Raw genomic sequence first — 23,529 nt, forward strand, 5'->3', positions numbered from 1 at the left:
CGACCCCAAGCCCATGCAGGCTGCGGGCAACCATTGTTCGCAGGAGATATAGGATGACCATGAAGACGCTGGCGGCGTTGGCTGCCACGATGACCCTCGCCTTACCTGTTTCGGCACTCGCCTCAAGCACGCTGGTCGTGGATGCCCGCGCTGGCACAGAGACGCGCAGCATCATGGTTTCCGTGGCCGACCTGAATTTGGCGAGCGCGCACGGCGCCCGCTTGGCAAATTCCCGCATCGATCGCGCAGCCAAGCAGGCCTGCGGCTGGCTCAGCGGCTCGATCCAGCAGCCTACGCGTGAATTCCGCGACTGCTACAGCAGCGCCCTGGAAAGCGCGCGGGGCAGTCTGGACGGTTCGGTACAGGGACAGCATCAGGGCTGATCCGTCACGAATAGCGACAGGGCCGTACATGCGGCCCTGTCATGCTTACCCGCCCGTTAACCATTCCTTAGATGATTTCCGCCACTCCCGATGATAGAAGTTAGCCTATCGGGGGGCATTGCATGCCGGAAATCGACCAGAATGTGGATGTCGCCATCATCGGCGCGGGTCCGGCAGGCCTGACCGCGGCCTATCTGCTGACGAAGAAGGGCTACACAGTCACCGTCATCGAGAAGGACCCCCGCTATGTCGGCGGGATCAGCCGCACTGTCGAACTGAACGGTTTCCGCTTCGATATTGGCGGCCACCGCTTCTTTTCGAAGTCGAGAGAGGTTGTCGATCTCTGGAACGAGATCCTGCCCAATGATTTCATCCAGCGCCCCCGGATGAGCCGCATCTATTATGAGGGCAAATTCTACAGCTATCCGCTGCGCGCTTTCGAAGCGTTGTGGAACCTTGGCCTGTGGCGATCGACGCTATGCATGGCGAGTTTCGCGAAGGCCAGGCTGCTGCCGAACCGCAACGTCCGCTCCTTCCAGGATTGGACGGTGAATGCCTTCGGGCACAAGCTCTTCTCGATTTTCTTCAAGACCTATACCGAAAAGGTCTGGGGCATGCCCTGCAACGAAATGTCGGCCGATTGGGCGGCGCAGCGGATCAAGGGCTTGTCGCTCTGGGGCGCGGTAAAAGACGGGCTGAAGCGGTCGCTGGGGCTCAACAAACGGCCCAATGACGGCATGGCGGCCAAGACCTTGCTTGAAAGCTTTCGCTATCCGCGCCTTGGGCCCGGCATGATGTGGGAAGCGGCACGGGATTTCGTGATCGCTCGCGGAAACCGGGTGTTGATGGCGCATGGTCTGAAGCAACTGTCACATGACCAGGGCTCCGGCCAATGGCAGATGGTTGCCCAGGGCCCGGGCGGCGATGTGCTGCTAAAGGCCCGTCATGTGATCAGTTCCGCGCCGATGCGTGAGCTTGCAGGCCGCATCCACCCCCTGCCCGCAACGCTCGGCAATGCGATGGAGCTGAAATATCGCGACTTCCTGACCGTCGCCCTGATGATCAAGTCGGAAGACCTGTTTCCCGACAATTGGATCTACATTCATGATTCAAAGGTCCAGGTCGGCCGCATCCAGAATTTCCGCAGTTGGTCTCCGGAGATGGTGCCCGATCCGTCGCTCGCTTGCGTGGGCCTGGAATATTTCTGCTTCGAGGGCGACGGCCTCTGGTCATCGAGCGACGACGCCTTGATCGAACTGGCCAAGCGCGAAATGGCGATCCTGGGGCTCTGCGACCCCGCCGACGTGGTGGGCGGAGCGGTCGTTCGCCAGGAGAAGGCCTATCCGGTCTATGACGACGACTATGCCGCCAATGTGCTGAAGATGCGGACCGAGCTGGAGCAACTCTACCCGACGCTGCATCTGGTCGGCCGCAACGGCATGCATCGTTATAATAATCAGGATCATGCGATGATGACCGCCATGCTGACCGTGCGGAACATCGAAGCGGGTGAACGCCAGTTCGACACCTGGGCCGTCAATGAGGATGCCGAATATCATGAGGCTGGCGCGGAAGGCGAAGAGACGGTCGGGCAGAAGGCAGCGCTGACCAGCCTGCGGCGGGTCCCCGGTCGCTTGAGGGCCGCTTGAACCGGCAGTCATGGCATTGACGAACCTAAGCTATCTGACCAGCGCTGTTGCCGTTCGTTTCACGCTCGTCCGCTATGTGCTGGCGAGCCTGTGCGCGCTCTGCGCCGACATGCTGTTGTTCCTCGCGCTGCTGCGGATTGATGTTCCGCCGACCTTGGCGGGCGCGATTGGCTATACCGGCGGGCTGCTGCTGCACTGGCTGATCAGCGTTCGCTTTGTCTTCCCGTCGGCTGTTGGTCCTACAACCAAGCAACGGCTGGGCTTTGTCGTCAGCGCAGTGGTTGGCATCGGCGTGACCTCGGGCCTTATCAGCGCATTGGGAGCGGCAGGCATGGCTCCGGCAATGGCGAAGCTCTTTGCCATCCCGGTAAGTTTCCTGGCGGTATATGCGATCCGGAAATATGGCGTCTTCGCCGCTCGCTAAGGCCCGTACAGGGTTCACCCGCGACTTGGGGGTGCACGGCGTTCCGCGCGCCCGCTGGCTCATCCTGGCCTGGCTATGCTGTGCCGCTGTCCTGCTGTGGCTCTTCCGCAACGAGCTTGGCGCCTTGGGGTTTCGTGATCCGGATGACGCGATGCGCCTTCAGCAGGTGCGAGACTGGCTTTCCGGCCAGCCCTTTCTGGACGTCAGCCAGCACCGCGTGAACCCGCCTGTCGGCGGCCCGATGCATTGGTCGCGGATCGTGGATGCGCCAATCGCGGCCATGATCCTGATCCTGCGGCCGATGGTGGGCAGCAACCTGGCCGAGATTGTAGCCTGTTCGGCGGTTCCGTTGATCCTGCTGGGGGCTTTGGTGTGGGCCGTCCATTGCGCGTCCGCGCGTGTCGCCGGGAAGTCGGCGGCCATGCTGGCGTCCGTCCTGGTGCTCATCACACCGACAATCCTCGTTCAGTTCGGGCCACTGCGGATCGACCATCATGGATGGCAGATCCTCATGGCGGCGATCGCGCTCGCAGGTGCGATGGATCCGCAAGCCAAGCGCGGCGGTGTGGTCGCTGGCACGGCAATGGCGGTCTGGCTGCAGATTTCGAGCGAGGGGTTGCCCTATGCCGCCTTGTTCGCGGCCATATTGGCGTTGCGCCAGTGGCGCGATCGCGATGAAGTGGCCCGCTTTGTGGCCTATGCCCTGACCTTGGGCGGCGCCGCGCTGTTCTTGTTGGCAATCCTGCGCGGCCTGCCTCCACTGGTGCAGGCGCAGTGCGACGCGCTGTCAGCGGCCTATGTCTGGCCACTGCTTGCCTTTGCGGTCATCACACCCCTCGCCTTTCACCTCGCTCCTGCCTCGGCACTGGGGCGCTTCCTTGCCGCCGGGTCGGGTGCCATGGCAGCGGCCGCGCTGTTCGTCATTACCGGTCGCCCCTGCCTGACGGGCGATCCGTTCCAGGCACTTGGGCCGATCGCCTATAAGCTCTGGTATCTGCACGTCATGGAAGGCCGTCCGATTTGGGAACAGGGCCGCTCGATGACGGGCCTTATCCTTCTGCCGCCTCTGGCAGGGCTGACTGGTTCGCTTCTGGCCGTGCGTGCCAGCGAATCGGCGAAGGCCCGCGACCGTTGGCTGGCCGTGGTGCTGCTTCTGACCGGATCGACGCTGATCGCCATGCTGGTGATGCGGGCTATGTCCGTGGCTCATGTTCTGGCCTTGCCGGGCCTTGCCTGGCTCATGTTGCGGCTCTTCCGCCGCGCGCAACAGCAATCCGCAACCCTGCCGAGGGTGTTTGCCTCTTCCGCCGTCGCCCTGCTCACGCCAGCGGCCTTGTGCGCGCTCTGGATCGCGGTGACGGCGAGCGCGGACGACAAGGCAGAAAAAGCGGCTACGCCCGCCGGAGAATGCCGCAGCGCCGACGCCTTGGCACCGTTGCGGCGACTGCCCCGATCAACGCTGTTCGCCCCGCTGGATATGGGCCCGGACATTCTGATCAGGACCCCTCATAATGTCATCGGCACGGCCCATCACCGCAACGCGGCCGGGATCACTGCAGTCGTCGAAGCCTTCACCGCGCCGCCATCAAGAGCCAGGGACATTCTGAGCGCGTTGAATAGTGGCAAGGGACCGGACTATCTGGTGACATGCGGAGGCCTCAATGAATTCAGGCATTATGCCGACGAACATCCCGGCAGTCTGGCGTCTGTGCTGGACAAGGGCGCGACTCCCGCATGGCTGAAGCCGGTAAAGGTTCAAAGCACCGCAGCCCTGCGGGTCGACAGGATCATGCCGCCGAAAAGCTGAGGGCAACGCCGTTCATGCAATAGCGCTTGCCGGTAGGTCGCGGCCCATCATCGAACACATGGCCGAGATGGCCGCCGCACCGCGCGCAATGGACTTCGATACGGGGATAGACCAGCGAGAAATCCCGCGACGTGCCCACGGCGCGTGGCAGCGGCGCCCAGAAGCTTGGCCAGCCGGTGCCGCTGTCAAACTTCGTCTTCGCATCGAACAACCCCTGTCCGCAGCCCGCGCATTTGAAGATGCCAGGACGATGTTCCTTGTTGAGCGGGCTGGTGAAGGGATGCTCGGTCGCATGTTTGCGCAGCACATTGTACGCTAGGGGGCTCAAGCGTTTGCGCCACTGCGCATCCGTCAGCGAGAAGGGATAAGCGGCAGCCTCGCCTCCTCCAAGAGCCCAGAAGGTAAGTGCGGCGGCTCCGCCCAAGCTGCTCTTGAGGAGGTGACGGCGATCCATCATTCTGTCTAACTTGCCGGGGCTGAGCGGCGCCTGAACAACTTCCTGCTGCTACCCTGCCCCGATTTCAGGACATGCCGCCGGAACAGCCAGACGCCGAGCCGAATGATAGCAGCCACCCAGATCGCCTGCCAGATGATCGCAACGACATGGGGCCAAAGGGCTGCATCCTGCGCCGCCCGCGCGATCATCGCGAAGGGTGAGGAAAAGGGAAAGAGGATCGCGGCGATTTCAGGCGCTGATCCCATATGATCGACGGCATAGGTGGCGAAGAAGAACACGCCCATCTGCGCCATGGTGACCGGCATGTTGAGAGTCTGCACCTCGCGCACTGTGGCGGCCTGCGCGCCAATCCCCAGGAACAGGGAGCCAAGAAGCGCATAGGCCATGGTGAAGTAGATACCGCCAAGCAACAGGAAAATAGGCCATCCAACTGCGGGAGTGGGCGGCGCGATATCCGGGCCTGCAAAGATCCTGACGCCGAACACGACACCTGCTCCCCAGAAAGCGATGCCGACAAAGCTCATCCCAAGCATCGCGATGAGCTTCCCCAGAAAGACGGAGTCGATCGGGACGGCGGCGGCGAGGATCTCGATCACCTTGTTGGTCTTTTCCTCCACCAGGTTCGACAGGACCATGCCCGCCAGCAACATCGTCAGCAGGAAAATGAGCACCTGGGCGGCCCGGCCGGTCAGCAGGCGGGACTGCGCTTCCGCGCCAGCGCTCGCAGTCACCAGCTGCTTTGCGACCCGCACATGAGGCAATTGCTCGCCGGCGACGGCGGCGCTGGCGATCAGGTTTATATCACCCTCCAGCATGGCCAGGTCACCGGCCTTGCCTGTCAGCACGGGTTTGTCGATCGTACCCGAAACGATGGCGATGAAGCGCGTGTCCGGCCGCGTGAGCAAAGAGCGAGGGTCACTTGGGGGAGCGCGTTGCAGGCGGGGGAGGTTGGCCGCCCCAACGCGCACGGCCAGCATGTCGTGCGCATGTTCCATCCGCGCGGCGTCATCGGCCGCCATGGCCAGGCCGACGGTCGGACGCAGGCTTTCCGTCGTGATCTTTTCACCCAGCCCCCCGAACGCCATGCCGATCACCACCGGGAACAGGGGACCGAGCAGGAAAAGGATGAAGGTCTTGGAAAAGATCACGGCGGAAAAATCGCGGCGGGCAATCACCAGGGCGGCGCGCAGGATCTGGCTCATCCGGCCAGTTCCTCTTCCGCACCCTGCATCTGCCGGGCCGCAGCTGCGCCCGCAATGGAAACGAACGCGTCATGCAGGCCCGGTCGTTCGATCGAGAGGCTCTCAATACCTGCCTGTCCGTCGAGCAGGGCGCGCAGCAGCGGTTCGATCCCCTCGTCCGGAAGATCGAAATGCCAAGCGCCATCGGCCGCCAATGTCTCGGCCGGGAGTGCGCGGCGCCAACTACCATCGCTCGCGCGCGTCCTCAGTCGCACTTGCGGCCGGAGCTTGTCCCGCGCCTCGCTCACCGATCCCTCGAACCGGATCTGCCCACCAGCCACGATCGCGATGCGTTCGCAAAGACGTTCGGCGTGCGCGATGACATGGGTGGAGAAGAGGATGGTGACGCCGCGCCGTGCCTGATCACGGATCAGCGTTTCCAGCTTGCCCTGGTTGATCGCGTCCAGGCCGGAAAATGGCTCGTCCAGAACGATCAGCTTCGGCTCATGAACGATCGTCCCGAAAAGCTGAACGGTTTGGGCCATGCCTTTCGACAATTGGCGGATCGGCTTGTCAACAGAGGCGCCCATGCCATGTTCGGTGAGCATCGCCCGGGCGCGTTCCCGCCCGACCTTGATCGGCAGCCCGCGCAGGGCACCCATGAAGGCGATCGCCTCCGCGGCCTTCATGGACGGGTAAAGGCCGCGCTCCTCAGGCAAATAGCCGATAGCGCGCGCCTGGCGCAGCGGAACGTCGTCGCCCAGCAATCTACGATGGCCTTCATCAGGATCGATGATGCCGAGCAGGGTGCGCAGCAAGGTCGTCTTGCCCGCCCCGTTCGGCCCCAGGATGCCATAGATCGACCCGGCTGGAACGGCGATGTCGATGCCATCGACTGCCCGGAATTTGCCGAAAGTCTTGACAAGAGCATGGCCTTCGACGGCATAGGCCGAAGACGGAGCCGGATTGTTACGGATCATCCCCTCCTGATAGTCGCACAGCATGCCAACGCAAACCGAATCCTTGGAACAGCGCCTGAAGGCGCAGGCGCGGCGGCTGGGCTTTGCCGCATGCGCCATCGCGCGCGCGGACGCTGCACCTGAGGCGGGACGGCGGCTGCGGCAATGGCTGGACGATGGGTGCCATGGCGAGATGCTGTGGATGGAGGAGCGCGCCGAGCAGCGAGGCTCGCCGCAAGCGCTGTGGCCCGACGTGCGCAGCGTCATCATGCTTGGGATGAGCTATGCCCCCGCGCGCGATCCGCTGGCGCTGGCCGATGAGGGCGACCGTGGACGGATTTCGGTCTATGCGCAGGGGCGCGACTATCATGATGTGGTGAAGAAGGGGCTGAAGAGCCTTGCCCGCTGGCTGGTCGAAGAGCAGGCAAGCGCGCTGAAGGTCTTCGTCGATACCGCGCCGGTGATGGAAAAGCCGCTCGCGGCGGCGGCGGGGCTGGGTTGGCAGGGAAAGCACAGCAATCTTGTCAGCCGCGACCATGGCAGCTGGCTCTTCCTGGGCGCGATCTACAGCGAGATTGCCTTGGAGCCCGACCTGCCGGAAACGGACCATTGCGGCAGTTGTACCGCTTGCCAATCGGCCTGCCCTACCGCTGCGTTTCCTGCGCCCTATGTCGTCGACGCGCGCCGCTGCATTTCTTACCTCACCATCGAGCATAAGGGGCCTATCCCGGCGGAGTTTCGCGACAAGATCGGCAACCGCATCTATGGCTGCGACGATTGCCTGGCAGTATGCCCGTGGAACAAGTTCGCCGATACGGCCGCGGCCAACCGGGCATTCATCGGCCGGGCGGAACTGGCCGCGCCTGAACTTGGCGACCTGCTGGCGTTGGACGATGCGGGGTTCAGAGAGGTCTTCTCGGGATCGCCCATCAAGCGGATCGGACGCAACCGGATGGTGCGCAACGCCGCGATAGCAGCAGGAAATAGCGGTGATCCGAAGCTGCTGACACCTCTGCGTCCTTTGCTGACCGACGACGATCCCGTCGTGGCGGAAGCGGCCGCCTGGGCCGTGGAGCGGCTATCCGCGCTGTCACCTAACGGTGGAGAGCTGAAGCACAGGCGCCAGCATCCATATCGGCGCCAGCGGGCGTTCGTGCATCGACATGGGTGACGACCGGCTCCTTGCCCCGAGCAGGGATGTAGAGATAGGCGTCAAGCACGCAGCGGCCATTCGCGAACTGAAGCTTGCGCATGCTGCTTTCCCTGATGTCCAGACGGGGCGTGCCGAATTGCTGGACGAGGTGGCGCGCGTCCATGCCCATGAGCGGACCCGATTTCATGAAGGCGCTGGCGGGCGGACCCGAAGGTGACCGTCCAGCCGGTGAAGGCGGCACGATCGAGCCACCACAGGCCGACAGAGACAGGGCCAGCAAGGCGCAGAAGACAGGATGAGGGGCTTTCATGAAGACTTGCTCCGGACACCGTGCAGCATGTGTACCGCCATAGCCGCGCTCCAAACCGGTGCAAGCAGGTTGATGAAGGGGATGAGGAACAGAAGCGCCGAAACGAGGCCTAGAAGCCATCGGCTGCCGCCAGACATGGTGACAAGCCCGGCATGCCGCTGCTCCACCATCTCGCTGAGGTCGCGGCCGAGGAGATAGGCATTGAGTATGAGGAAAAGCAGGATCGTCCCGATACCGGTTATCAGAAGAACCAGATAAAGAGGGAGCGCGAGCAGGTTCCAGCCCGCCGACCGCCCGGCCGAGCGAAGAGCCAGCCGGACGCTGCGCGCAAAGCCCAAGGGACGAGCCGAAGCTGCGGCGGCGGGATAGCTGTCCTGCTCCACCGCAATGACGATATCATCGGCGAACAGGTTCATGATCGCCATGGCGATCGTCCGGAAGAGCAACCAGGCAAAGGCAAAGACGACCAATGCGATTGCCGCAGCTTCGGCAAAGCCGCCCCCGCCCCATCCGAGATATTGCCGCGCGGCATGTATCAGCGCCCAGAGCGCCAGAGCGGCCACGGCGAAAATGATCAGCGTCAAGGCCAGCGTCTTTGCAAGAAGGCACAAGGCCGCTGGATGAAAGATCGCGGGGAAGGCGCGATAGGCAGCGGCGATCACCATGATGACGCTATTCCCCGCCGCGTCTGTCCGGTCAATCTGCAACATTGCGCGCGGCAGCCGGGCCGGATAGACACGGCGCGATTTTACAGCCTTCTGATAAGGATTTCGCGTGACCGCTGCTGCTGCTCCCTCGCTAGATGTTGTCGCGATCGGCAATGCCATCGTCGACGTGCTTGCTCCTAGCGACGACGCATTCCTGGCCGAACATGCGCTGGCGAAGGGCGGCATGCAGTTGATCGATGCGGCGACTGCCGAAACGCTTTACGCCAACATGGGGGCGGCTAAGGAAATCAGCGGGGGATCGGCCGCGAACACGCTTGCCGGGCTTGCAGCCCTTGGCAAGCGCTGCGCCTTTATCGGGCAGGTCTGCGACGACCAGCTGGGCGCGGTTTTTACCCATGATGTGCGAGCGCTCGGCATTCGCTACGATACGCCAGCGGTGAAGGGGGACGTGCCCACCGCTCGCTGCCTGATCTTGGTCACGCCGGACGCGCAGCGGACGATGAACACTTTCCTCGGCGCGTCACAGTTCCTGCCGGAATCCGCCCTTGACCTTGATCTGATCCGATCCGCATCGATCCTCTATCTGGAAGGCTATCTGTGGGACCCCGAGCAGCCGCGGGCCGCCATGCGTGCCGCCATCGATGCCGCTAAGGGCGCCGGACGGAAAGTCGCCTTCACGCTGTCGGACGGCTTCGTCATCGAACGGCATCGGGATGATTTCGTGCAGCTTATCGATCAGGGCTTGGTCGATATCCTGTTTTCCAACGAAAGCGAAATCCAGTCGCTGGCGCAGATTGACGATTTCGACAAGGCGGTCGCCGCTTTCTCTGGCCGGGTTCCAGTGCTGGTTTCCACCCGGAGCGAAAATGGCGCAGTCGCTGTCGTGGACGGTGTCCGTTATGAAGTTCCGGCAGCGCCGGTTGCACAGATCATCGATACGACGGGCGCGGGCGACCTGTTCGCTGCGGGCTTCCTGGCCGGGCATGTCGAGGGGTTGGACGTGCATCATTGCCTGGAATTGGGCGCTGCTGCTGCGGCCGAGGTGATTTCCCATTGGGGCGCGCGGCCGGAGCAGGACCTGAAACTGATCCGGGCGGCACTTGCAAGGTAAGAAGGCCGGAACGACACTGAGCGCATGCGGCCGTTCCTGATTGCAGAGACAATGGCGGCACAGCCTTGGCTAGGCTTGAACGGCTTTCTGCCGCCGGAACAGGGCGCGGTCGTCGGGACCGAAGCCCCACCGCCATATGACCAGGCTGTAGACGACCAGAATCGTCGCCACGCCAAAGACAAGCTCCACCCATTCCAGCGCCGGTGGCAGGGCGACGAAAGCGGCGCCGACGATGCAGGCGACGCCGCACGCGCTGAGCAGCGGCCAGCGCCATGCATTCACCCGCGCCTTCAAAAGGTGCGATAGCAAGCGCGCTTTTACGAGCGCCCCCACCCCGAGCGCGATGGTCAGCGCCAAGGCGGGTGCAGCTGCTATCGCCATGACCGGGAGTTCAAAGCGCCGCGCCAAGGCTATCAGGCCGAAACTGAGCGCAGCCTGCAATCCGATCATGACCAACGAAATCATCAGATTGCGATGGCGAGCGATGTAGACGAGCGCGGACTCGCTGACCACCGCAGTCGCCGCGACGACTTCGGCGAGCAGGAGAAAGGCGAGCGCCCCGGTGCCGCCGACGAAATGCGGGCCGACCAGGCCCATCACGGCCTCGCCCGGAATACCAAGCGCCAGGGCAATGCCCGCCTGCGCAGCAATGATCCAGAAGCCTACCTGGCTTACCTGCCGCGCAATGGCGGTCAGATTGCCTTCGGCAAGATTGCGCGTGATGACGGGGCCCAGGATGGGATCGAAGCTGGTCTTCAGCTTTTGCGGCAAGGATGCGACCTGCTGCGCGACATAATAGACGCCGACGATGGCGGGGCTGACGAACAGGCCCAGGATCGCGAGGTCAAGGCGACGCGACCCCCACTCCACGCCATCGGCAGCAGCGAGCGGCAGGTTGCGCCGCGCCAGCCTCCACAACCTGCCGAAGTCCGGACGCCAGCCGAAGGGAATGCCATAGTGGCGGGTCATGGGGATGATGGACGCGACCAGCGCGGCGACCATGGAGACGACGTAGGACAGGATCAGGCCGTCGCGCGTTGAGTAGAAGGCGAAAGCGAAGGCACCGATGCTGATCGCCCAGGGTTCTATGATGGACCTGGCCCGAACCGTCGCCCCTATATCGAACCGATAGGCACAAGCGGCCAGCGCGACATCCGATCCGGCGACCGCGATAACGATGAGTGCCAGCAAACGGTCCAGGCCATTGATGCCGCTATTGGGGAACATAGCTTGGGGGAATGCGACCAATATGCCGCTGCCGATCGCGGCGGCGATCAGCGTCACGAGCATCGCGTCTGTCACCACATGGCTATGCGGGCGCTCGGTCTGCGCCAATGCGCCAGCCAGGCCGCGCTTCAGCCCAAGCGTTGCAAGCTGGGCGACGAATTCGACGACCAGCACGGCATAGGCGAAGCGGCCAAGCGCATCCGCACCGTACCAGCGGCCTGCGATAAACAGAAAGGGAAGGCGCGCAGCCAGCCGCAGGAGAAAGCCGAACACATTTGTCCGGCCGCCTTTGGCAAGCGCCGCGATATCATCCTGTTGCGCGGAGGGATTTTGCTCAGCCGGCAAAGAAAGAGGGTCCCCCTGTCGCGTCATATTTTCTGGTGCCGGATGGTAAACAATAAATGATCGGAGAGCGACGGATTTATTCCGGCCGCAACGGACGGGCGAGCAGCGCGTCGATGACTTCACCCAAGGGGGCCGCATCTTCGAGCAGGGCACAGACAGCTTCCACCACCGGCATTTCGACGGATGCCGCACGGGCCGCTTCGCGCAGCACCGGCGCGGTGAACGCGCCTTCGGCGACTGTGCGGCGATTGGCAAGAAGCTCCGCTGCCGGCTTCCCTTCGCCCAGTCCCTTCCCCAGGGAGAAGTTGCGCGAATTGGTCGACGAGCAGGTGAGGACCAGGTCGCCCAGGCCCGACAAGCCCGAAAGAGTTTCAACCCGCGCCCCCCGAGCAAGCCCGAAGCGGGTCATTTCGGCAAACCCACGGCTGATCAGCGAGGCGCGGGCGTTGAGGCCGAGGCCAGCACCTTCCGCAACGCCGCACGCGATGGCGAGCACGTTCTTCACAGCTCCGCCGATTTCCGCGCCTACGACGTCGTCCGACACATAGGGGCGGAAGGCGGGGCGCGCGACACGCGCCGCTATGCGATCGGCCAGTTCTGCGTCTTCGCATGCAAGAGTGATGGCGGTAGGCAGTCCCCGCGCGACTTCATGCGCGAAGGTCGGGCCGGACAAGACGCCAATCGGCGAGCGAGGCTGGGCCTGCCTGGCGACTTCAGACATCAGCAGGCCGCTGCCTGCTTCAATACCCTTGGAGCAGAGGACGAGCGGAAGACCGGCAGGCAGTCCGGTTACGATGGTGCGCAGATGCTGAGCTGGGCAGACGATGAGCAGCAGGTCGCGATCCGCCATATCCGCCATATCACCGGTGGCATCCACGGCCGGACTGAGAGGAATGTTCGGCAGATAAAGCGGATTGAGATGGTCTTCATTGACCGCGCTGACCACGTCCGGCTCAAGCGCCCACAAGCGGACATGCTCCCCCTGGGAAGCAAGGGTCTGCGCCAGCGCCGTGCCCCAAGCGCCCGCTCCGATAACGCCCGCCTTCATGCCTTCACTCCTGCCCCGCGCGCTTTCTCCGCATCCGGATCCAGCGGCCAGCGCGGCCGGGCTGGAACGGTAAGATCATCGACCATCCCCGCTGCATGGCGCTCCGCCCCCGCCCAGGCGATCATCGCCGCATTGTCCGTGCAAAGCCAGAGCGGCGGCGCGACAAAGGGAAGATCATGCCGCGCGGCGAGCGCTTGGAGCGCTGCACGGATCGACTGGTTGGCAGCGACCCCTCCCGCGACGACGAGAGCGGTTATCCCTTCAAGCGTGGCGAGCTGTTTTTCCGTCCGATCGACAAGGCAATCTATTACCGCCTGCTGAAAGCTCGCTGCGATGTCCTCGGTTGCATATTGGCCCGATTGAGCCGCGCGCATCACGGCGCTCTTCAGGCCAGCGAAGGAGAAATGCGGCTCGGCCGTTCCGACCAGGGGGCGCGGAAGCGGGACGGCTTGCGGGTTGCCGCTGGATGCGGCGCGTTCGACCGCCGGTCCACCCGGATAGCCGAGGCCAAGCAGCTTGGCCGTCTTGTCGAAAGCCTCTCCGCTGGCGTCGTCGATCGTCGTCGCCAGCCTGGAATAATCTCCTGGCCCGCGAACATGGAGCAGTTGGCAATGCCCGCCAGATACCAGCAGCAGCAGATAGGGGAATTGCAGCGCCGGATCAGCGAGGCGGGGCGACAGGGCGTGGCCCTCCAGATGATTGACGGCGACCAGCGGCTTGTTCACCGCATGGGCGAGCGCCTTGCCTGTCACCAGTCCGACCATCACCCCCCCGATCAAACCCGGTCCCGCCGTGGCGGCGATCACGTCCACCTGCTCCAGCGTCAGTCCGGCGTCGGCGAGCGCGGCTTCGATCAAGGGAGCAAGCGCCTCGACATGCGCGCGGGCGGCGATTTCCGGCACCACGCCGCCATAGGGGCGATGCGCCTCTTCCTGCGTCGCCAGCCGGTGCGCGAGGATTTTGCCCTCAGCCGTCACCAGCGCTGCCGCAGTTTCGTCGCAGCTTGATTCCAGGCCAAGGATGATCGTCATTGCCGCTTCCATCTAATGCCCACGGATATTAGAGCAAGCGGCATATGACATCGCCATCCTACACGCTTGATCGTCCGCTGCGCCTTGGTACGCGAGGTTCGCCATTGGCGCTGGCGCAGGCGCGCATGACGGCGGAGGCGCTGTGTGCGCGGCATGGGTGGGATACGGACGTGATCGCGACTGTCGTCGTGCAGACAAGCGGCGACCGGATTCAGGACAGAGCGCTAGCCGAAATCGGCGGAAAGGCGCTGTGGACCAAGGAACTGGACCGCGCGCTGATCGAAGGGCAAATCGATTTCGCCGTTCATTCCATGAAGGATGTGGAGACTATACGGCCTGCGGAAATCACGATCGCGGCGATGCTGCCGCGGGCGGATGTGCGGGATCGGCTGGTCGGGGCGGAGAGTTTCGACGCCTTGCCGGACAATCCGGTGGTGGGGTCGAGTTCGCCACGGCGGGCGGCGCAGGTGAAGCGGTTGCGCCCGGATGCGCGGGTCGTGCTGTTCAGGGGCAATGTCGCGACGCGGCTGGCGAAGCTTGCTGCCGGAGAGGTGCATGCCACCCTGCTGGCTGCCGCTGGTCTCGACCGGCTGGGGCAGCCGGACGTGGGAACATGCATTCCGCTTGACGTCATGTTGCCAGCGCCATCGCAGGGGGCAGTGGGGATCGAGACGCTGAGCGGCAATGCGGAGATGCTGGCCTTGCTCGCCGAGATCAACGACGTCGATACGTTCGATTGCGTGACGGCGGAGCGCGCGGTTCTCAAGGGTCTTGGCGGCACATGCCATTCGCCGATCGCAGCGCTGGGCCGTTTGGAGGATGGCGGCATCCGTCTTGCAGCGGAGATATTGAGTGCCGATGGCCGCGAGCGGGTCGAGGATGTGAGGATCATCAGCCGAGGGGACAGCGCCGCCGCCGAAGCGCTGGGACGATCGCTGCTGGAGCGAGCAAGCGCAGAACTGCGCGCGCTGTTCGAAGCGTGAAGCCCGTCATCATCCTGCGGCCGGAGCCGGGGGCGAGGGAGACGGCTGCGCGGGCGATGAAGCTCGGCCTTATCCCCCGCCTTTGCCCCCTCTTCGAAGCGCGGCCGATCAGCTGGGACGCGCCGCCAGCCGAGCGGTTTGACGCGCTGCTCATGACCAGCGCACAGGCAGCGCGGCTCGGCGGGCCGCTGCTTTCCCGATACAGACGGCTGCCCGCCTATGCGGTCGGGCACGCCACGGCCCGCGCCATGGAAGAACAGGGATTCGAGCATGTTACGGAGGGCGACCGGGATGGCAGCGCGATTGCCGCGCGCATCGCGGCTGACGGGCACGCCCACGTCCTGCACCTTGGCGGAACGACCCTTGCCCGGATCGATTCCGGGCCGCTGACGATCGATCGGGTGGCGGTTTACACGATCGGAGGGCGGCCGGACGCAGAGATCGATCCCCATTTGGAGCCCGGCGCCATACTGCTGGTTCATTCGCCTCGCGCCGGGAGTAGGCTCGCGGAACTGATCGGGCCGGAGCGGCGCGGCAGCCTGCATGTGATCGCCATCAGTCCAGCCGCGCTTACCGCTTGCGGGCCGGGCTGGTCGAGCGGCCAAGCGCCTGAATTGCCCGATGATGAGAGGATGCTGGCCCTCGCGGCGCGATTGTGCGAATGATCCCGCCAAGATGGAAGAGAGGTCCTCGATGAGCGAAGAAGGCGGCGCAGCGAGCGCGACAGCGATCCCGCCGGTTCCTGCACGCACGCGGGGTTCCTGGACGACTTTCCTTGCCGTGGTCCTCGCTTTCGTGATCGGCGTGGCGATTGCGATAGCGGCGATGTTCTATTTCCAGGGGCGCTGGGCTGGATCGCCCTCCCGCCCTGCCGTAGCCGCTGATCCTTATCCAAGATCCGGCGTCGCGCTGCGCCCGCTGTCGACCGATGCCGGGCAAATGCTGGACGGGCGGGTCGTACAATTGGAAGAGCGGCTCAACCGCATCACGGTCGAGGCTCAGGCAGCCTCAGGCAACGCAGCCCGCGCCGAGGGGCTGCTGGTCGCTTTTGCCGCGCGGCGCGCGCTCGATAGCGGGACGCCGCTCGGCTATGTCGAGGGGCAGTTGAGGCTGCGCTTCGGCCAGGCCCAGCCCCGCGCGGTGGCGACCATCATCAATGCTGCGCGCGAGCCGGTGACGCTCGCCGACCTGCGGGCTGGCCTTGCCACCGTGTCGGATCAGCTGACGACTCCGGGGCCGCAGAGCAGCTGGTGGGATTCGGTCGAGCATGAAGCGCGCGCTTTGTTGACCATCAGACGGTCATCCACGCCCTCTCCCCGCCCCGAGGCCGCGATGGAGCGTGCGCTGCGCTATATCGACGCGGGGCGGGTGGGTGCGGCGTTGACGGAAGTCGAAGCCATGCCGGGTAGAGCCGCCGCCGACCGGTGGATGCAGTTCGCCCGCCGCTATATAGAGGCCCGGCGCGCGCTCGACCTGATCGAGACGGCAGCGATCCTGGAACCCCGGCAGTTGCGCGGCGTCGACGGCGGACCAGTCGCGCAAACCTCTCCCCTCGCTCCCTGAACCCGCTGTCATAATCGGCAAGCCGTTGCCCCGGCTTCACGAAACCATTGGACGCGCTGGGCATTTGTCATGAGAATGTCATCTTTCGCCCTCCGGGCCATGGAGACTATTTTCTCGTGCCGCCTTATGTTCGATCGATCAGTAGTTTCTGGAAGGGACGCGAGGCGCAGCCTGCGCGCCAGGTTGGTCGGCCCTCTTGGCAGCATCTGATCGCCAACGCATCCATGCCTGTCGATCTCGCCCGCACGCGGGCGCAGCGGGCCGCCTTGTCGCGCGCGATAAAGGGTGACGGGCGGCATGTCCTGCTGATCCCCGGCCTGCTAGCGTCCGAACAGAGGATGGAGCCGATGCGCACCATATTGGAGGCGGCAGGATTCCATGCCCATGGCTGGGGCATGGGGCGCAACCTTGGCCCGCGCCCTGACACGCTGGATCAGATCGGCCGGAGGGTGGACGCCATCCGCAGCCGGAGCGGCGCGCCTGTAACCTTGGTGGGCTGGAGCCTCGGCGGCCTGTTTGCGCGGGAATATGCGAAATGTGCACAGGAGAAGGTTGCCGGGGTGATTACCCTCGGCTCGCCCTTTTCCGGCGATCCACGCGCCAATCATGCATGGCGGCTCTATCAGATGGTGGCAGGCCATCCGGTCGATTGCCCGCCCTTTGCCTGCAGCCGGGACGTGAAGCCACCGGTTCCGACCATCGCGCTATGGTCGCGGCGGGATGGCGTCATCCTGCCGGAATGCGCGAAGGGCCATGTCCATGAGCGCGACAGGGCCATCGAGGTGGACTGCACCCATATGGGCTTTGCCGTTGCGCCGGAAGGAATACTGGCCGTGGGCAAAGCGCTGGAGGCGTTGGGCAACTGATCTGGCCAGCTGTGTTTTGGAAACATGTTCAATCTGAACCACTTGATCCGTTCAGATTGAACATGTCGCAGCCCTCTCCTCCTTGAGAAAATTAGAGCCCTTCGACAGGCTCAGGGCGAACTGTGTGAGAGGTGGTGCCGATCTAAGCACAACTTTCCAGGGTCAGCCTAAGCGCCGAAGCGCTTCCTCCTTAGCGATCAGCGGCAGGAGCTGCGCCATGTCGGGGCCATGATCGAGGCCTGTGAGCGCACGGCGGAGCGGCAGGAACAGCATCTTGCCCTTTCGACCGGTCCGTTCCTTGAGCGCGCCAGTGAGCGCGGGCCAGATGTCAGGCCCGAAATCCAGGCCGAGCAGGATTTCGCGCGCGGTGGCGAGGAAGGCGCGATCATCCTCATCAGGCGCAGGCGCTTCGACAGGGCCAGTCACGATGCGCCACCAATCGGCGGCCTGCGACATATTCTCCAGATTGGGCCGGATGGCGCTCCATCCGGCTTCATCCATCCCGGCAGGGAGGCGGTTCGCCACAGCCTCATAGGGTAGAAGATGGACGATCTTCTGGTTGAGCGTGGCCAGTTCCGCTTCATCGAAACGCGCGGGCGCGCGGCCGAAATGCGCGAAGTCGAAGCTTTCGACCAAGGGATCGACATTGGCGAAGGGCTCGATCGGCATGGAGGTGCCAAGGCGGGCGAGCAGGGACAGGACAGCCATTGGTTCCAGTCCGATTTCGCGGAAATGCGCAACGCCGAGGGAGCCCAGCCGCTTGGAAAGCTTGCCTTCGCTGCCGGTCAGCAGAGCCTCATGCGCGAAGGATGGCAGCTGCGCACCCAGAGCGGTGAACATCTGGATCTGCGCCGCCGTGTTGGACACATGGTCTTCACCGCGCAGCACATGGGTTATGCCCATGTCGACATCGTCGATCACGGACGGGAGCATGTAGAGCCAGCTGCCATCGGCGCGGCGGATCACCGGGTCGGACAGCAGCCTGGGGTCGAAACGCTGCTCGCCACGGATGAGGTCGGTCCAGAGGATCGGCTGATCATGATCAAGCCTGAAGCGCCAATGGGGCTTGCGGCCTTCGGCTTCATGGGCGGCGATCTGGTCGCTGGTCAGCGACAGGGCGGCGCGGTCATAGACCGGGGGAAGGCCCCGGCCGAGCAACACCTTGCGCCGCAGTTCCAGTTCCTGGCTCGTTTCATAGGCCGGATAGACATGGCCCGACGCCTTCAACTGCTCGAAGCGGCTTTCGTAGAGGGCGAAGCGATCCGATTGCTTTTCTTCCGCGTCCCAATGGAGGCCGAGCCAAGACAGATCCGCCTTGATCGCGTCGGCATATTTGGGGCGCGACCGCTCAAGGTCGGTATCGTCGAGGCGCAGGAGGAACTTGCCGCCGCTTTTGCGTGCCCAAAGCCAGTTGTGGAGCGCGGCGCGGATATTGCCGACATGAAGGTTGCCGGTAGGCGAGGGAGCGAAGCGGGTGATGACGGTCATGAGCTTAAAGCGTCCGGAAAGCGTTGGTGATCGGATAGCGGCGATCACGCCCGAAATTGCGAATGCCGAGCTTTACGCCCGGGGGCGACTGGCGGCGCTTATATTCCGCGACATAGAGGAGGCGTTCGATCCGGGCGACGACATCCTTGTCGAAGCCGCGTGCGACAAGCTGTTCGACGGACAGTTCCTCTTCGACCAGGCCATAGAGGATCGGGTCCAGCACTTCATAGGGCGGCAGGCTGTCCTCATCCTTCTGGTCCTCGCGCAGTTCCGCGCTTGGCGGCTTGGTGATCACGCGCTCCGGCATGACCGGACCAGAGGGCCCGAGGCCGAGCGAGGAGACATTCTCGTTCCGCCAGCGGCTGAGGTCGAAGACGGTGGTTTTGTAGGCATCCTTCAACACCGAATAGCCGCCCGCCATGTCGCCATAGATGGTGGCGTAACCGACCGACATCTCGCTCTTGTTGCCTGTGGTCAGCAGCATGTGGCCGAACTTGTTGGACAGGCCCATGAGCGTGACGCCACGGATGCGGGACTGGAGATTTTCTTCAGTAAGGTCGCGCTGCCGCCCTTCGAACGAATCTGCCAACATCGAATCGAAGGCTGCGACGGCCGGTTGGATCGGGATCGTATCGTAGCGGATGCCGAGCAGGCGGGCGCATTCGACGGCATCGTCCAGGCTGTCCTGGCTGGTGAAGCGCGACGGCAGCATGACGCTCCAGACGCGATCGGGTCCCAAGGCGTCCACCGCCACGGCAGCCGACAACGCCGAATCGATGCCGCCTGACAGGCCGAGGACGACGCCGGGAAAGCCGTTGCGGTTCACATAGTCGCGCAGGCCGAGCACCATCGCATTATAGATGTCGGCCGGGCGGCTATCGAGTTCATGCCGATCGCCGGGGATGCAGACCCACTGGCCTTCCCACTTTTCCCAATGGGTGAGGACGAGCGCTTCTTCCCAATCGGGCAGTTGGTGGGCGATGCTGCGGTCGGCGCCCATGACGAAGGACGCACCGTCGAACACCAGTTCGTCCTGGCCGCCCACGCGATTGAGATAGACGAGCGGCAGACCGGTTTCGCGCACCCGCGTGCCAGCGACGGCGTTGATGCGGCGATCGTCCTTGTCGACTTCGAACGGGCTGCCATTGGGGCTGATGAGGATTTCCGCTCCTTCCGCCCGCAGATGGGCTGTGACGAAGGGAAACCAGATATCCTCGCAGATCGGCACGCCGATCTTCACGCCGCGGAAATCGATGGGCGCGGGCAGCGGGCCGGGCGCGAAGAGGCGCTTTTCATCGAAGGTGCCATAATTGGGCAGCTCGCGCTTTTGCCGGATGGCGGTGACCGCGCCGTCTTCCAGCAGGGCGACGACGTTGAACAACACGCCTTGGGACGCGACCACCGTGCCGACCAGCATCGCCGGGCCGCCGTCCGCCGTCACCTGCGCCAGGCGATCCAGCTCATGGTTCGCGCGATCGACCAGCGCGGGCTTCAGCACCAGGTCTTCGGGCGGGTAGCCGATCAGCTGAAGTTCGGGAAAGACGATGAGGTCGGCGCCGGTCGCACGGGCCCGCCATTCGAGCATCGCGTCCGCATTGGCCTTCAGGTCGCCCACGCTCTGTGTCATCTGGGCAAGGGCGATCACGAGTTTGTCGGTCATGGCCGCGCCCTAGTCCATTTTGCCCGCCTGCGCAAAAGCGCCTTTCCACTGAGGGCAAGCGCCGCTAAAGAGGCCGCGTTTCGCGCATCGTCATCCAATCGTCACAGGGGTTTGGCCATGAAACTCATGACCGGCAATTCCAACAAGCCGCTTGCGGCCGCCATTGCGGATTATATCGAGATCCCCCTGACCGACGCGAGCGTCCGCCGCTTCGCCGATGAGGAAGTTTTCGTGGAAATTCACGAGAATGTCCGGGGCGAGGATGTGTTCGTCATTCAGTCGACGGCCTATCCGACCAACGACAATCTGATGGAATTGCTGATCATGATCGATGCGCTGAAGCGCGCGTCGGCCAAGCGAATCACGGCGGTCGTCCCTTATTTCGGCTATGCCCGGCAGGACCGGAAGCCCGGGCCGCGCACCCCGATCTCGGCCAAGCTGGTGGCGAACCTCATCACCACGGCGGGCGCGAACCGCGTGCTTTCGGTCGATCTGCATGCGGGACAGATCCAGGGCTTTTTCGACATTCCGACCGACAACCTGTTCGGCGCGCCGGTCATGTCGGCTGACATCCAGGCGCGTTTTGGCGACCGCAACCTGATGGTCGTGTCGCCGGACGTGGGCGGCGTGGTACGTGCCCGTGCGCTTGCCAAGCGGCTGGACAACGCCCCGCTCGCCATCGTCGACAAGCGGCGTGAGCGCGCGGGCGAATCGGAAGTGATGAACATCATCGGCGACGTGAAGGGCCGCTTCTGCGTCCTGATCGACGATATCGTCGATTCGGCTGGGACGCTGTGCAACGCAGCCGGCGCGCTGAAAGCTGCGGGCGCGGAAGATGTGGTTGCCTATGTCAGCCATGGCGTGCTGTCGGGCGGCGCGGTTGCCCGCGTCGAGGCTTCCGAGCTCAAGGAGCTGGTGATCACCGATTCGATCCAGGGCACGGACGCCGTGTGCAATGCCAAGAGCATCCGCCACCTGCCGATCGCGCCGCTGTTGGGCGAAGCAATCAAGCGGATCGCGGACGAAAGCTCGGTCTCCAGTCTGTTCGACTGACCGGCGAAGTTGCGCCGCGCGACTTCTATGAAGCGCCCGGCAGCAATAGCATCGGCAGGCAGAATAGCAGGATCAGGCCGCCAACCACTCTCTGCGCACGGGAAATGCCCAGTGGCGCGCCCTGCCAAAGCATCGGGCAGGCAAGCAGCGCCAGCAGCAGGAGCATGTTGGACAGGGCGGCCGATCCCCCCATGGGCGCATCCTGCCGCAGGGCGAGCGCCCCCAGCAAGGCAGCGAAACTCAACATCCAGCCGATCAGCGCCACAGCCATTCCCTTCCGATACGAACGCATAAACGGCGCGGGTTGCCGAAGCTTAAACGGCGGACCTCCAAGGATCATAGGTGCCGAAGCTCCACAGATTGCCTTCCGGATCGAGCGCTTCATAGCCGCGACCGGGATAGCCCTGATTGTCATGCGGCTCGTTCACCACCACCGCGCCCTGATTGCGGGCATGAAGACAGTGCGCGTCGACGTCCGCGACCACGACATAGATGCAGGTCGTGACGCCGCCCAGATCGCGCGGCGTGGTCCAGCTGTAGAGCGACTCCGCCTCACCATCGCGTGCGCTGCCGAGCATCACCATGCCATCGCCCAGGACTAGCTGCGCATGATGGATGATGTGCGGATCGGCCTCATCCTCATGACAGGCATGCAGTTCAAAGCCGAAGGCGTCTTGCAGGAAACTTATGGCCGCCGGGGCATCGGCATAGCGCAGGCCGGGGATCACTGGGGAACCGGGCATCATTTCCCTCCTTCATCGATCGTCAAGCGGGCTGGCAAAGCCTAGCGCAACGGGCGCTTTCCGGCTAGGCGGGAGCGATGACGACCCGCGACGACCTGACCCTTGCCCACCGCCTGGCCGACGCTGCCGCAGCGGCGATCCGGCCCTTTTTCCGCGCGCGATACGACATGGAATTCAAGTCGGACAAGTCGCCGGTGACGGAGGCCGACCGGGCGGCCGAAGCGGCGATTCGGGAGATTTTGGAGAAAGAACGTCCCGCAGATGGTATTATCGGCGAGGAATATGGCGCAACCCGGGAAGGTGCCGAGCGCGTCTGGATCCTCGACCCGATCGACGGCACGCGCAGCTTCATCGCGGGACGGCCGATATTCGGCACGCTGATCGCGCTGACCCAGGCAGGCTGGCCGACCATCGGCATCATCGACCAGCCGATCGCGAAGGAACGTTGGGCAGGCATGATGGGCCAGCCGACGACCTTCAACGGCGCGGCCGTCACCACCCGCCGCTGCCGCTCATTGGAAGAGGCCATCCTTGCCAGCACCGGTCCGCAATATTTCCCCGGCTGCACCGGCGAGCATTTCTCACGGCTGGCCGGGCAGTGCCGCGATACGGTGTGGGGTGGCGACTGTTATAATTACGGCCTGATCGCGTCGGGGCATGTCGATATCGTCGTGGAGGCCGGGTTGAAGCTGCACGACATCGCCGCGCTTGTGCCTGTCGTGGAGGGTGCAGGCGGGCGCATGTGTGATTGGGCGGGCGACCCCATCACGGCTGAAAGCGACGGGCGCGTGATCGCCTTGGGTGATGCGGCGAGGCTGGATGATGTGCTGGAAGCGCTGGCGGAGGGGCATCACGCTCATTGACGCTCAGGCTGTGAGCCCGGCTACCGCTTCAGCATAGATGCGCCTGCTTTCATCATCGAAGCAGATGAAGAGGATGAGGTCGAAGGCCAAGGGAAAGGCAGCCAGTTCTTCCCGCACCGTCCGGGCCGCAACCTTCGACGCCTCATCTTTCGGATAGCCATAAATGCCTGTGGAAATGGCGGGGAAAGCGATGCTGCGGAGGCTGTTTTCGCGCGCCAGTCCGAGCGATGATTTGTAGCAGTTCGCGAGCAACTCCCCTTCGCTTGCACCCCCACCCCGCCACACTGGGCCGACAGTATGGATGACATGCGCAGCGGGCAGATTGTAGCCGCGGGTGATCCGTGCCTCCCCTACCGGACAGCCGCCGAGCATGCGGCATTCTGCGAGCAGTTCGGGTCCTGCCGCCCGATGGATCGCGCCATCCACCCCGCCTCCACCAAGTAGAGAGCTGTTAGCGGCGTTGACGATCGCATCCGTCGCACAACGGGTGATGTCGCCAGTCTGGATATCCCAGCGGCACGTGCCGGAGATCATGACGCAGCCCTCGCTGTAGGTCG

General features: G+C 64.0%; 25 protein-coding genes. 12 read left to right on the plus strand and 13 right to left on the minus strand.

The genetic code is table 11. The features are described 5' to 3' along the window. Positions 1-53 precede the first annotated feature (53 nt). From ACYU8T_RS10950 to ACYU8T_RS10965, 4 genes are all read left to right on the plus strand, one after another. On the plus strand, positions 54-383 hold the full coding sequence (locus ACYU8T_RS10950; protein WP_461159445.1) for a UrcA family protein: 330 nt from the start codon (positions 54-56) through the stop codon (positions 381-383). Between the two features lie 122 nt (positions 384-505). Further along, positions 506-2,032: an NAD(P)/FAD-dependent oxidoreductase gene (locus ACYU8T_RS10955; protein WP_461159446.1), complete on the plus strand. Its 1,527-nt coding sequence runs from the start codon at positions 506-508 to the stop codon at positions 2,030-2,032. 10 nt (positions 2,033-2,042) lie between these two features. Then, positions 2,043-2,456, plus strand: a complete 414-nt coding sequence (locus ACYU8T_RS10960; RefSeq protein ID WP_461159447.1) for a GtrA family protein — start codon at positions 2,043-2,045, stop codon at positions 2,454-2,456. Continuing rightward, entirely contained in the window at positions 2,434-4,263 is a 1,830-nt protein-coding gene (locus ACYU8T_RS10965; protein WP_461159448.1) for a hypothetical protein, read from the plus strand. Before ACYU8T_RS10960 ends, ACYU8T_RS10965 begins: the two co-directional genes overlap by 23 nt. On the opposite strand, the gene msrB is transcribed toward ACYU8T_RS10965, so the two are convergent. Genes msrB through ACYU8T_RS10980 form a run of 3 tightly spaced genes read right to left on the minus strand, consistent with a single transcriptional unit; the run spans position 4,244 to position 6,881 of the window. Further along, entirely contained in the window at positions 4,244-4,717 is a 474-nt protein-coding gene (gene msrB, locus ACYU8T_RS10970; protein WP_461159449.1) for a peptide-methionine (R)-S-oxide reductase MsrB, read from the minus strand. The two genes, ACYU8T_RS10965 and msrB, sit on opposite strands and share 20 nt — an antisense overlap. 8 nt (positions 4,718-4,725) lie before the next feature. After that, positions 4,726-5,922 carry an ABC transporter permease gene (locus ACYU8T_RS10975; protein WP_461159450.1) on the minus strand — a complete coding sequence of 399 codons (1,197 nt, stop codon included), beginning with the start codon at positions 5,920-5,922 and terminating at the stop codon, positions 4,726-4,728. Beyond that, entirely contained in the window at positions 5,919-6,881 is a 963-nt protein-coding gene (locus ACYU8T_RS10980) for an ABC transporter ATP-binding protein (protein WP_097092933.1), read from the minus strand. Before ACYU8T_RS10980 ends, ACYU8T_RS10975 begins: the two co-directional genes overlap by 4 nt. A 22-nt stretch (positions 6,882-6,903) precedes the next feature. Here ACYU8T_RS10980 and queG point away from each other — a divergent pair, with 22 nt between their 5' ends. After that, positions 6,904-8,031 (plus strand): tRNA epoxyqueuosine(34) reductase QueG, encoded by a 1,128-nt coding sequence (gene queG, locus ACYU8T_RS10985; RefSeq protein ID WP_461159451.1) that lies wholly within the window; start codon positions 6,904-6,906, stop codon positions 8,029-8,031. Here queG and ACYU8T_RS10990 read toward each other — a convergent pair. Both ACYU8T_RS10990 and ACYU8T_RS10995 read right to left on the minus strand, forming a co-directional pair. Beyond that, entirely contained in the window at positions 7,955-8,323 is a 369-nt protein-coding gene (locus ACYU8T_RS10990) for a hypothetical protein (RefSeq protein ID WP_201515863.1), read from the minus strand. The genes queG and ACYU8T_RS10990 overlap by 77 nt on opposite strands. Continuing rightward, entirely contained in the window at positions 8,320-8,988 is a 669-nt protein-coding gene (locus ACYU8T_RS10995; RefSeq protein ID WP_461159799.1) for an EI24 domain-containing protein, read from the minus strand. The genes ACYU8T_RS10990 and ACYU8T_RS10995 overlap by 4 nt, the downstream gene beginning before the upstream one ends. 109 nt (positions 8,989-9,097) lie before the next feature. Here ACYU8T_RS10995 and ACYU8T_RS11000 point away from each other — a divergent pair, with 109 nt between their 5' ends. After that, positions 9,098-10,102: an adenosine kinase gene (locus tag ACYU8T_RS11000; protein ID WP_461159452.1), complete on the plus strand. Its 1,005-nt coding sequence runs from the start codon at positions 9,098-9,100 to the stop codon at positions 10,100-10,102. A gap of 69 nt (positions 10,103-10,171) precedes the next feature. On the opposite strand, the gene ACYU8T_RS11005 is transcribed toward ACYU8T_RS11000, so the two are convergent. Genes ACYU8T_RS11005 through tsaD form a run of 3 tightly spaced genes read right to left on the minus strand, consistent with a single transcriptional unit; the run spans position 10,172 to position 13,753 of the window. Beyond that, positions 10,172-11,701 (minus strand): lipopolysaccharide biosynthesis protein, encoded by a 1,530-nt coding sequence (locus ACYU8T_RS11005; protein WP_461159453.1) that lies wholly within the window; start codon positions 11,699-11,701, stop codon positions 10,172-10,174. A gap of 49 nt (positions 11,702-11,750) precedes the next feature. After that, positions 11,751-12,722 carry an NAD(P)H-dependent glycerol-3-phosphate dehydrogenase gene (locus ACYU8T_RS11010; RefSeq protein ID WP_461159454.1) on the minus strand — a complete coding sequence of 324 codons (972 nt, stop codon included), beginning with the start codon at positions 12,720-12,722 and terminating at the stop codon, positions 11,751-11,753. Continuing rightward, positions 12,719-13,753, minus strand: coding sequence for a tRNA (adenosine(37)-N6)-threonylcarbamoyltransferase complex transferase subunit TsaD (gene tsaD, locus ACYU8T_RS11015; RefSeq protein WP_461159455.1), 1,035 nt, complete (start codon positions 13,751-13,753; stop codon positions 12,719-12,721). The genes ACYU8T_RS11010 and tsaD overlap by 4 nt, the downstream gene beginning before the upstream one ends. Positions 13,754-13,797: 44 nt before the next feature. Here tsaD and hemC point away from each other — a divergent pair, with 44 nt between their 5' ends. The 4 genes from hemC (at position 13,798) to ACYU8T_RS11035 (ending at position 17,165) form a co-directional block, all read left to right on the plus strand. Continuing rightward, positions 13,798-14,736: a hydroxymethylbilane synthase gene (gene hemC, locus ACYU8T_RS11020; RefSeq protein ID WP_461159456.1), complete on the plus strand. Its 939-nt coding sequence runs from the start codon at positions 13,798-13,800 to the stop codon at positions 14,734-14,736. Then, positions 14,733-15,401 (plus strand): uroporphyrinogen-III synthase, encoded by a 669-nt coding sequence (locus ACYU8T_RS11025; RefSeq protein WP_461159457.1) that lies wholly within the window; start codon positions 14,733-14,735, stop codon positions 15,399-15,401. The genes hemC and ACYU8T_RS11025 overlap by 4 nt, the downstream gene beginning before the upstream one ends. Before the next feature lie 28 nt (positions 15,402-15,429). Continuing rightward, positions 15,430-16,299 carry a hypothetical protein gene (locus ACYU8T_RS11030; protein ID WP_461159458.1) on the plus strand — a complete coding sequence of 290 codons (870 nt, stop codon included), beginning with the start codon at positions 15,430-15,432 and terminating at the stop codon, positions 16,297-16,299. A 116-nt stretch (positions 16,300-16,415) separates the two neighbouring features. Beyond that, entirely contained in the window at positions 16,416-17,165 is a 750-nt protein-coding gene (locus ACYU8T_RS11035) for an esterase/lipase family protein (RefSeq protein ID WP_461159459.1), read from the plus strand. A 162-nt stretch (positions 17,166-17,327) separates the two neighbouring features. Here ACYU8T_RS11035 and gltX read toward each other — a convergent pair whose 3' ends face one another. Continuing rightward, positions 17,328-18,653 carry a glutamate--tRNA ligase gene (gene gltX / locus ACYU8T_RS11040; RefSeq protein ID WP_461159460.1) on the minus strand — a complete coding sequence of 442 codons (1,326 nt, stop codon included), beginning with the start codon at positions 18,651-18,653 and terminating at the stop codon, positions 17,328-17,330. A 4-nt stretch (positions 18,654-18,657) separates the two neighbouring features. Beyond that, entirely contained in the window at positions 18,658-20,313 is a 1,656-nt protein-coding gene (locus ACYU8T_RS11045; protein ID WP_461159461.1) for an NAD+ synthase, read from the minus strand. A 117-nt stretch (positions 20,314-20,430) separates the two neighbouring features. Between ACYU8T_RS11045 and ACYU8T_RS11050 the strand changes: the two genes are divergently transcribed. Next, the gene (locus ACYU8T_RS11050; RefSeq protein ID WP_066525693.1) at positions 20,431-21,366 is read left to right on the plus strand and encodes a ribose-phosphate pyrophosphokinase; all 936 of its coding nucleotides are present in this window, start codon (positions 20,431-20,433) and stop codon (positions 21,364-21,366) included. A 25-nt stretch (positions 21,367-21,391) separates the two neighbouring features. Here ACYU8T_RS11050 and ACYU8T_RS11055 read toward each other — a convergent pair whose 3' ends face one another. Then, positions 21,392-21,658, minus strand: coding sequence for a hypothetical protein (locus ACYU8T_RS11055; protein WP_461159462.1), 267 nt, complete (start codon positions 21,656-21,658; stop codon positions 21,392-21,394). Positions 21,659-21,680: 22 nt separating this feature from the next. After that, positions 21,681-22,109, minus strand: a complete 429-nt coding sequence (locus ACYU8T_RS11060; protein WP_247230013.1) for a VOC family protein — start codon at positions 22,107-22,109, stop codon at positions 21,681-21,683. A gap of 77 nt (positions 22,110-22,186) precedes the next feature. Here ACYU8T_RS11060 and hisN point away from each other — a divergent pair, with 77 nt between their 5' ends. Further along, positions 22,187-22,972, plus strand: a complete 786-nt coding sequence (hisN, locus tag ACYU8T_RS11065) for a histidinol-phosphatase (RefSeq protein ID WP_461159463.1) — start codon at positions 22,187-22,189, stop codon at positions 22,970-22,972. A gap of 3 nt (positions 22,973-22,975) precedes the next feature. Here hisN and ACYU8T_RS11070 read toward each other — a convergent pair whose 3' ends face one another. Continuing rightward, entirely contained in the window at positions 22,976-23,506 is a 531-nt protein-coding gene (locus ACYU8T_RS11070; RefSeq protein WP_461159464.1) for an O-acetyl-ADP-ribose deacetylase, read from the minus strand. Between the last annotated feature and the right edge of the window lie 23 nt (positions 23,507-23,529).

Source organism: Sphingobium sp. TomMM35A, from assembly GCF_054771735.1.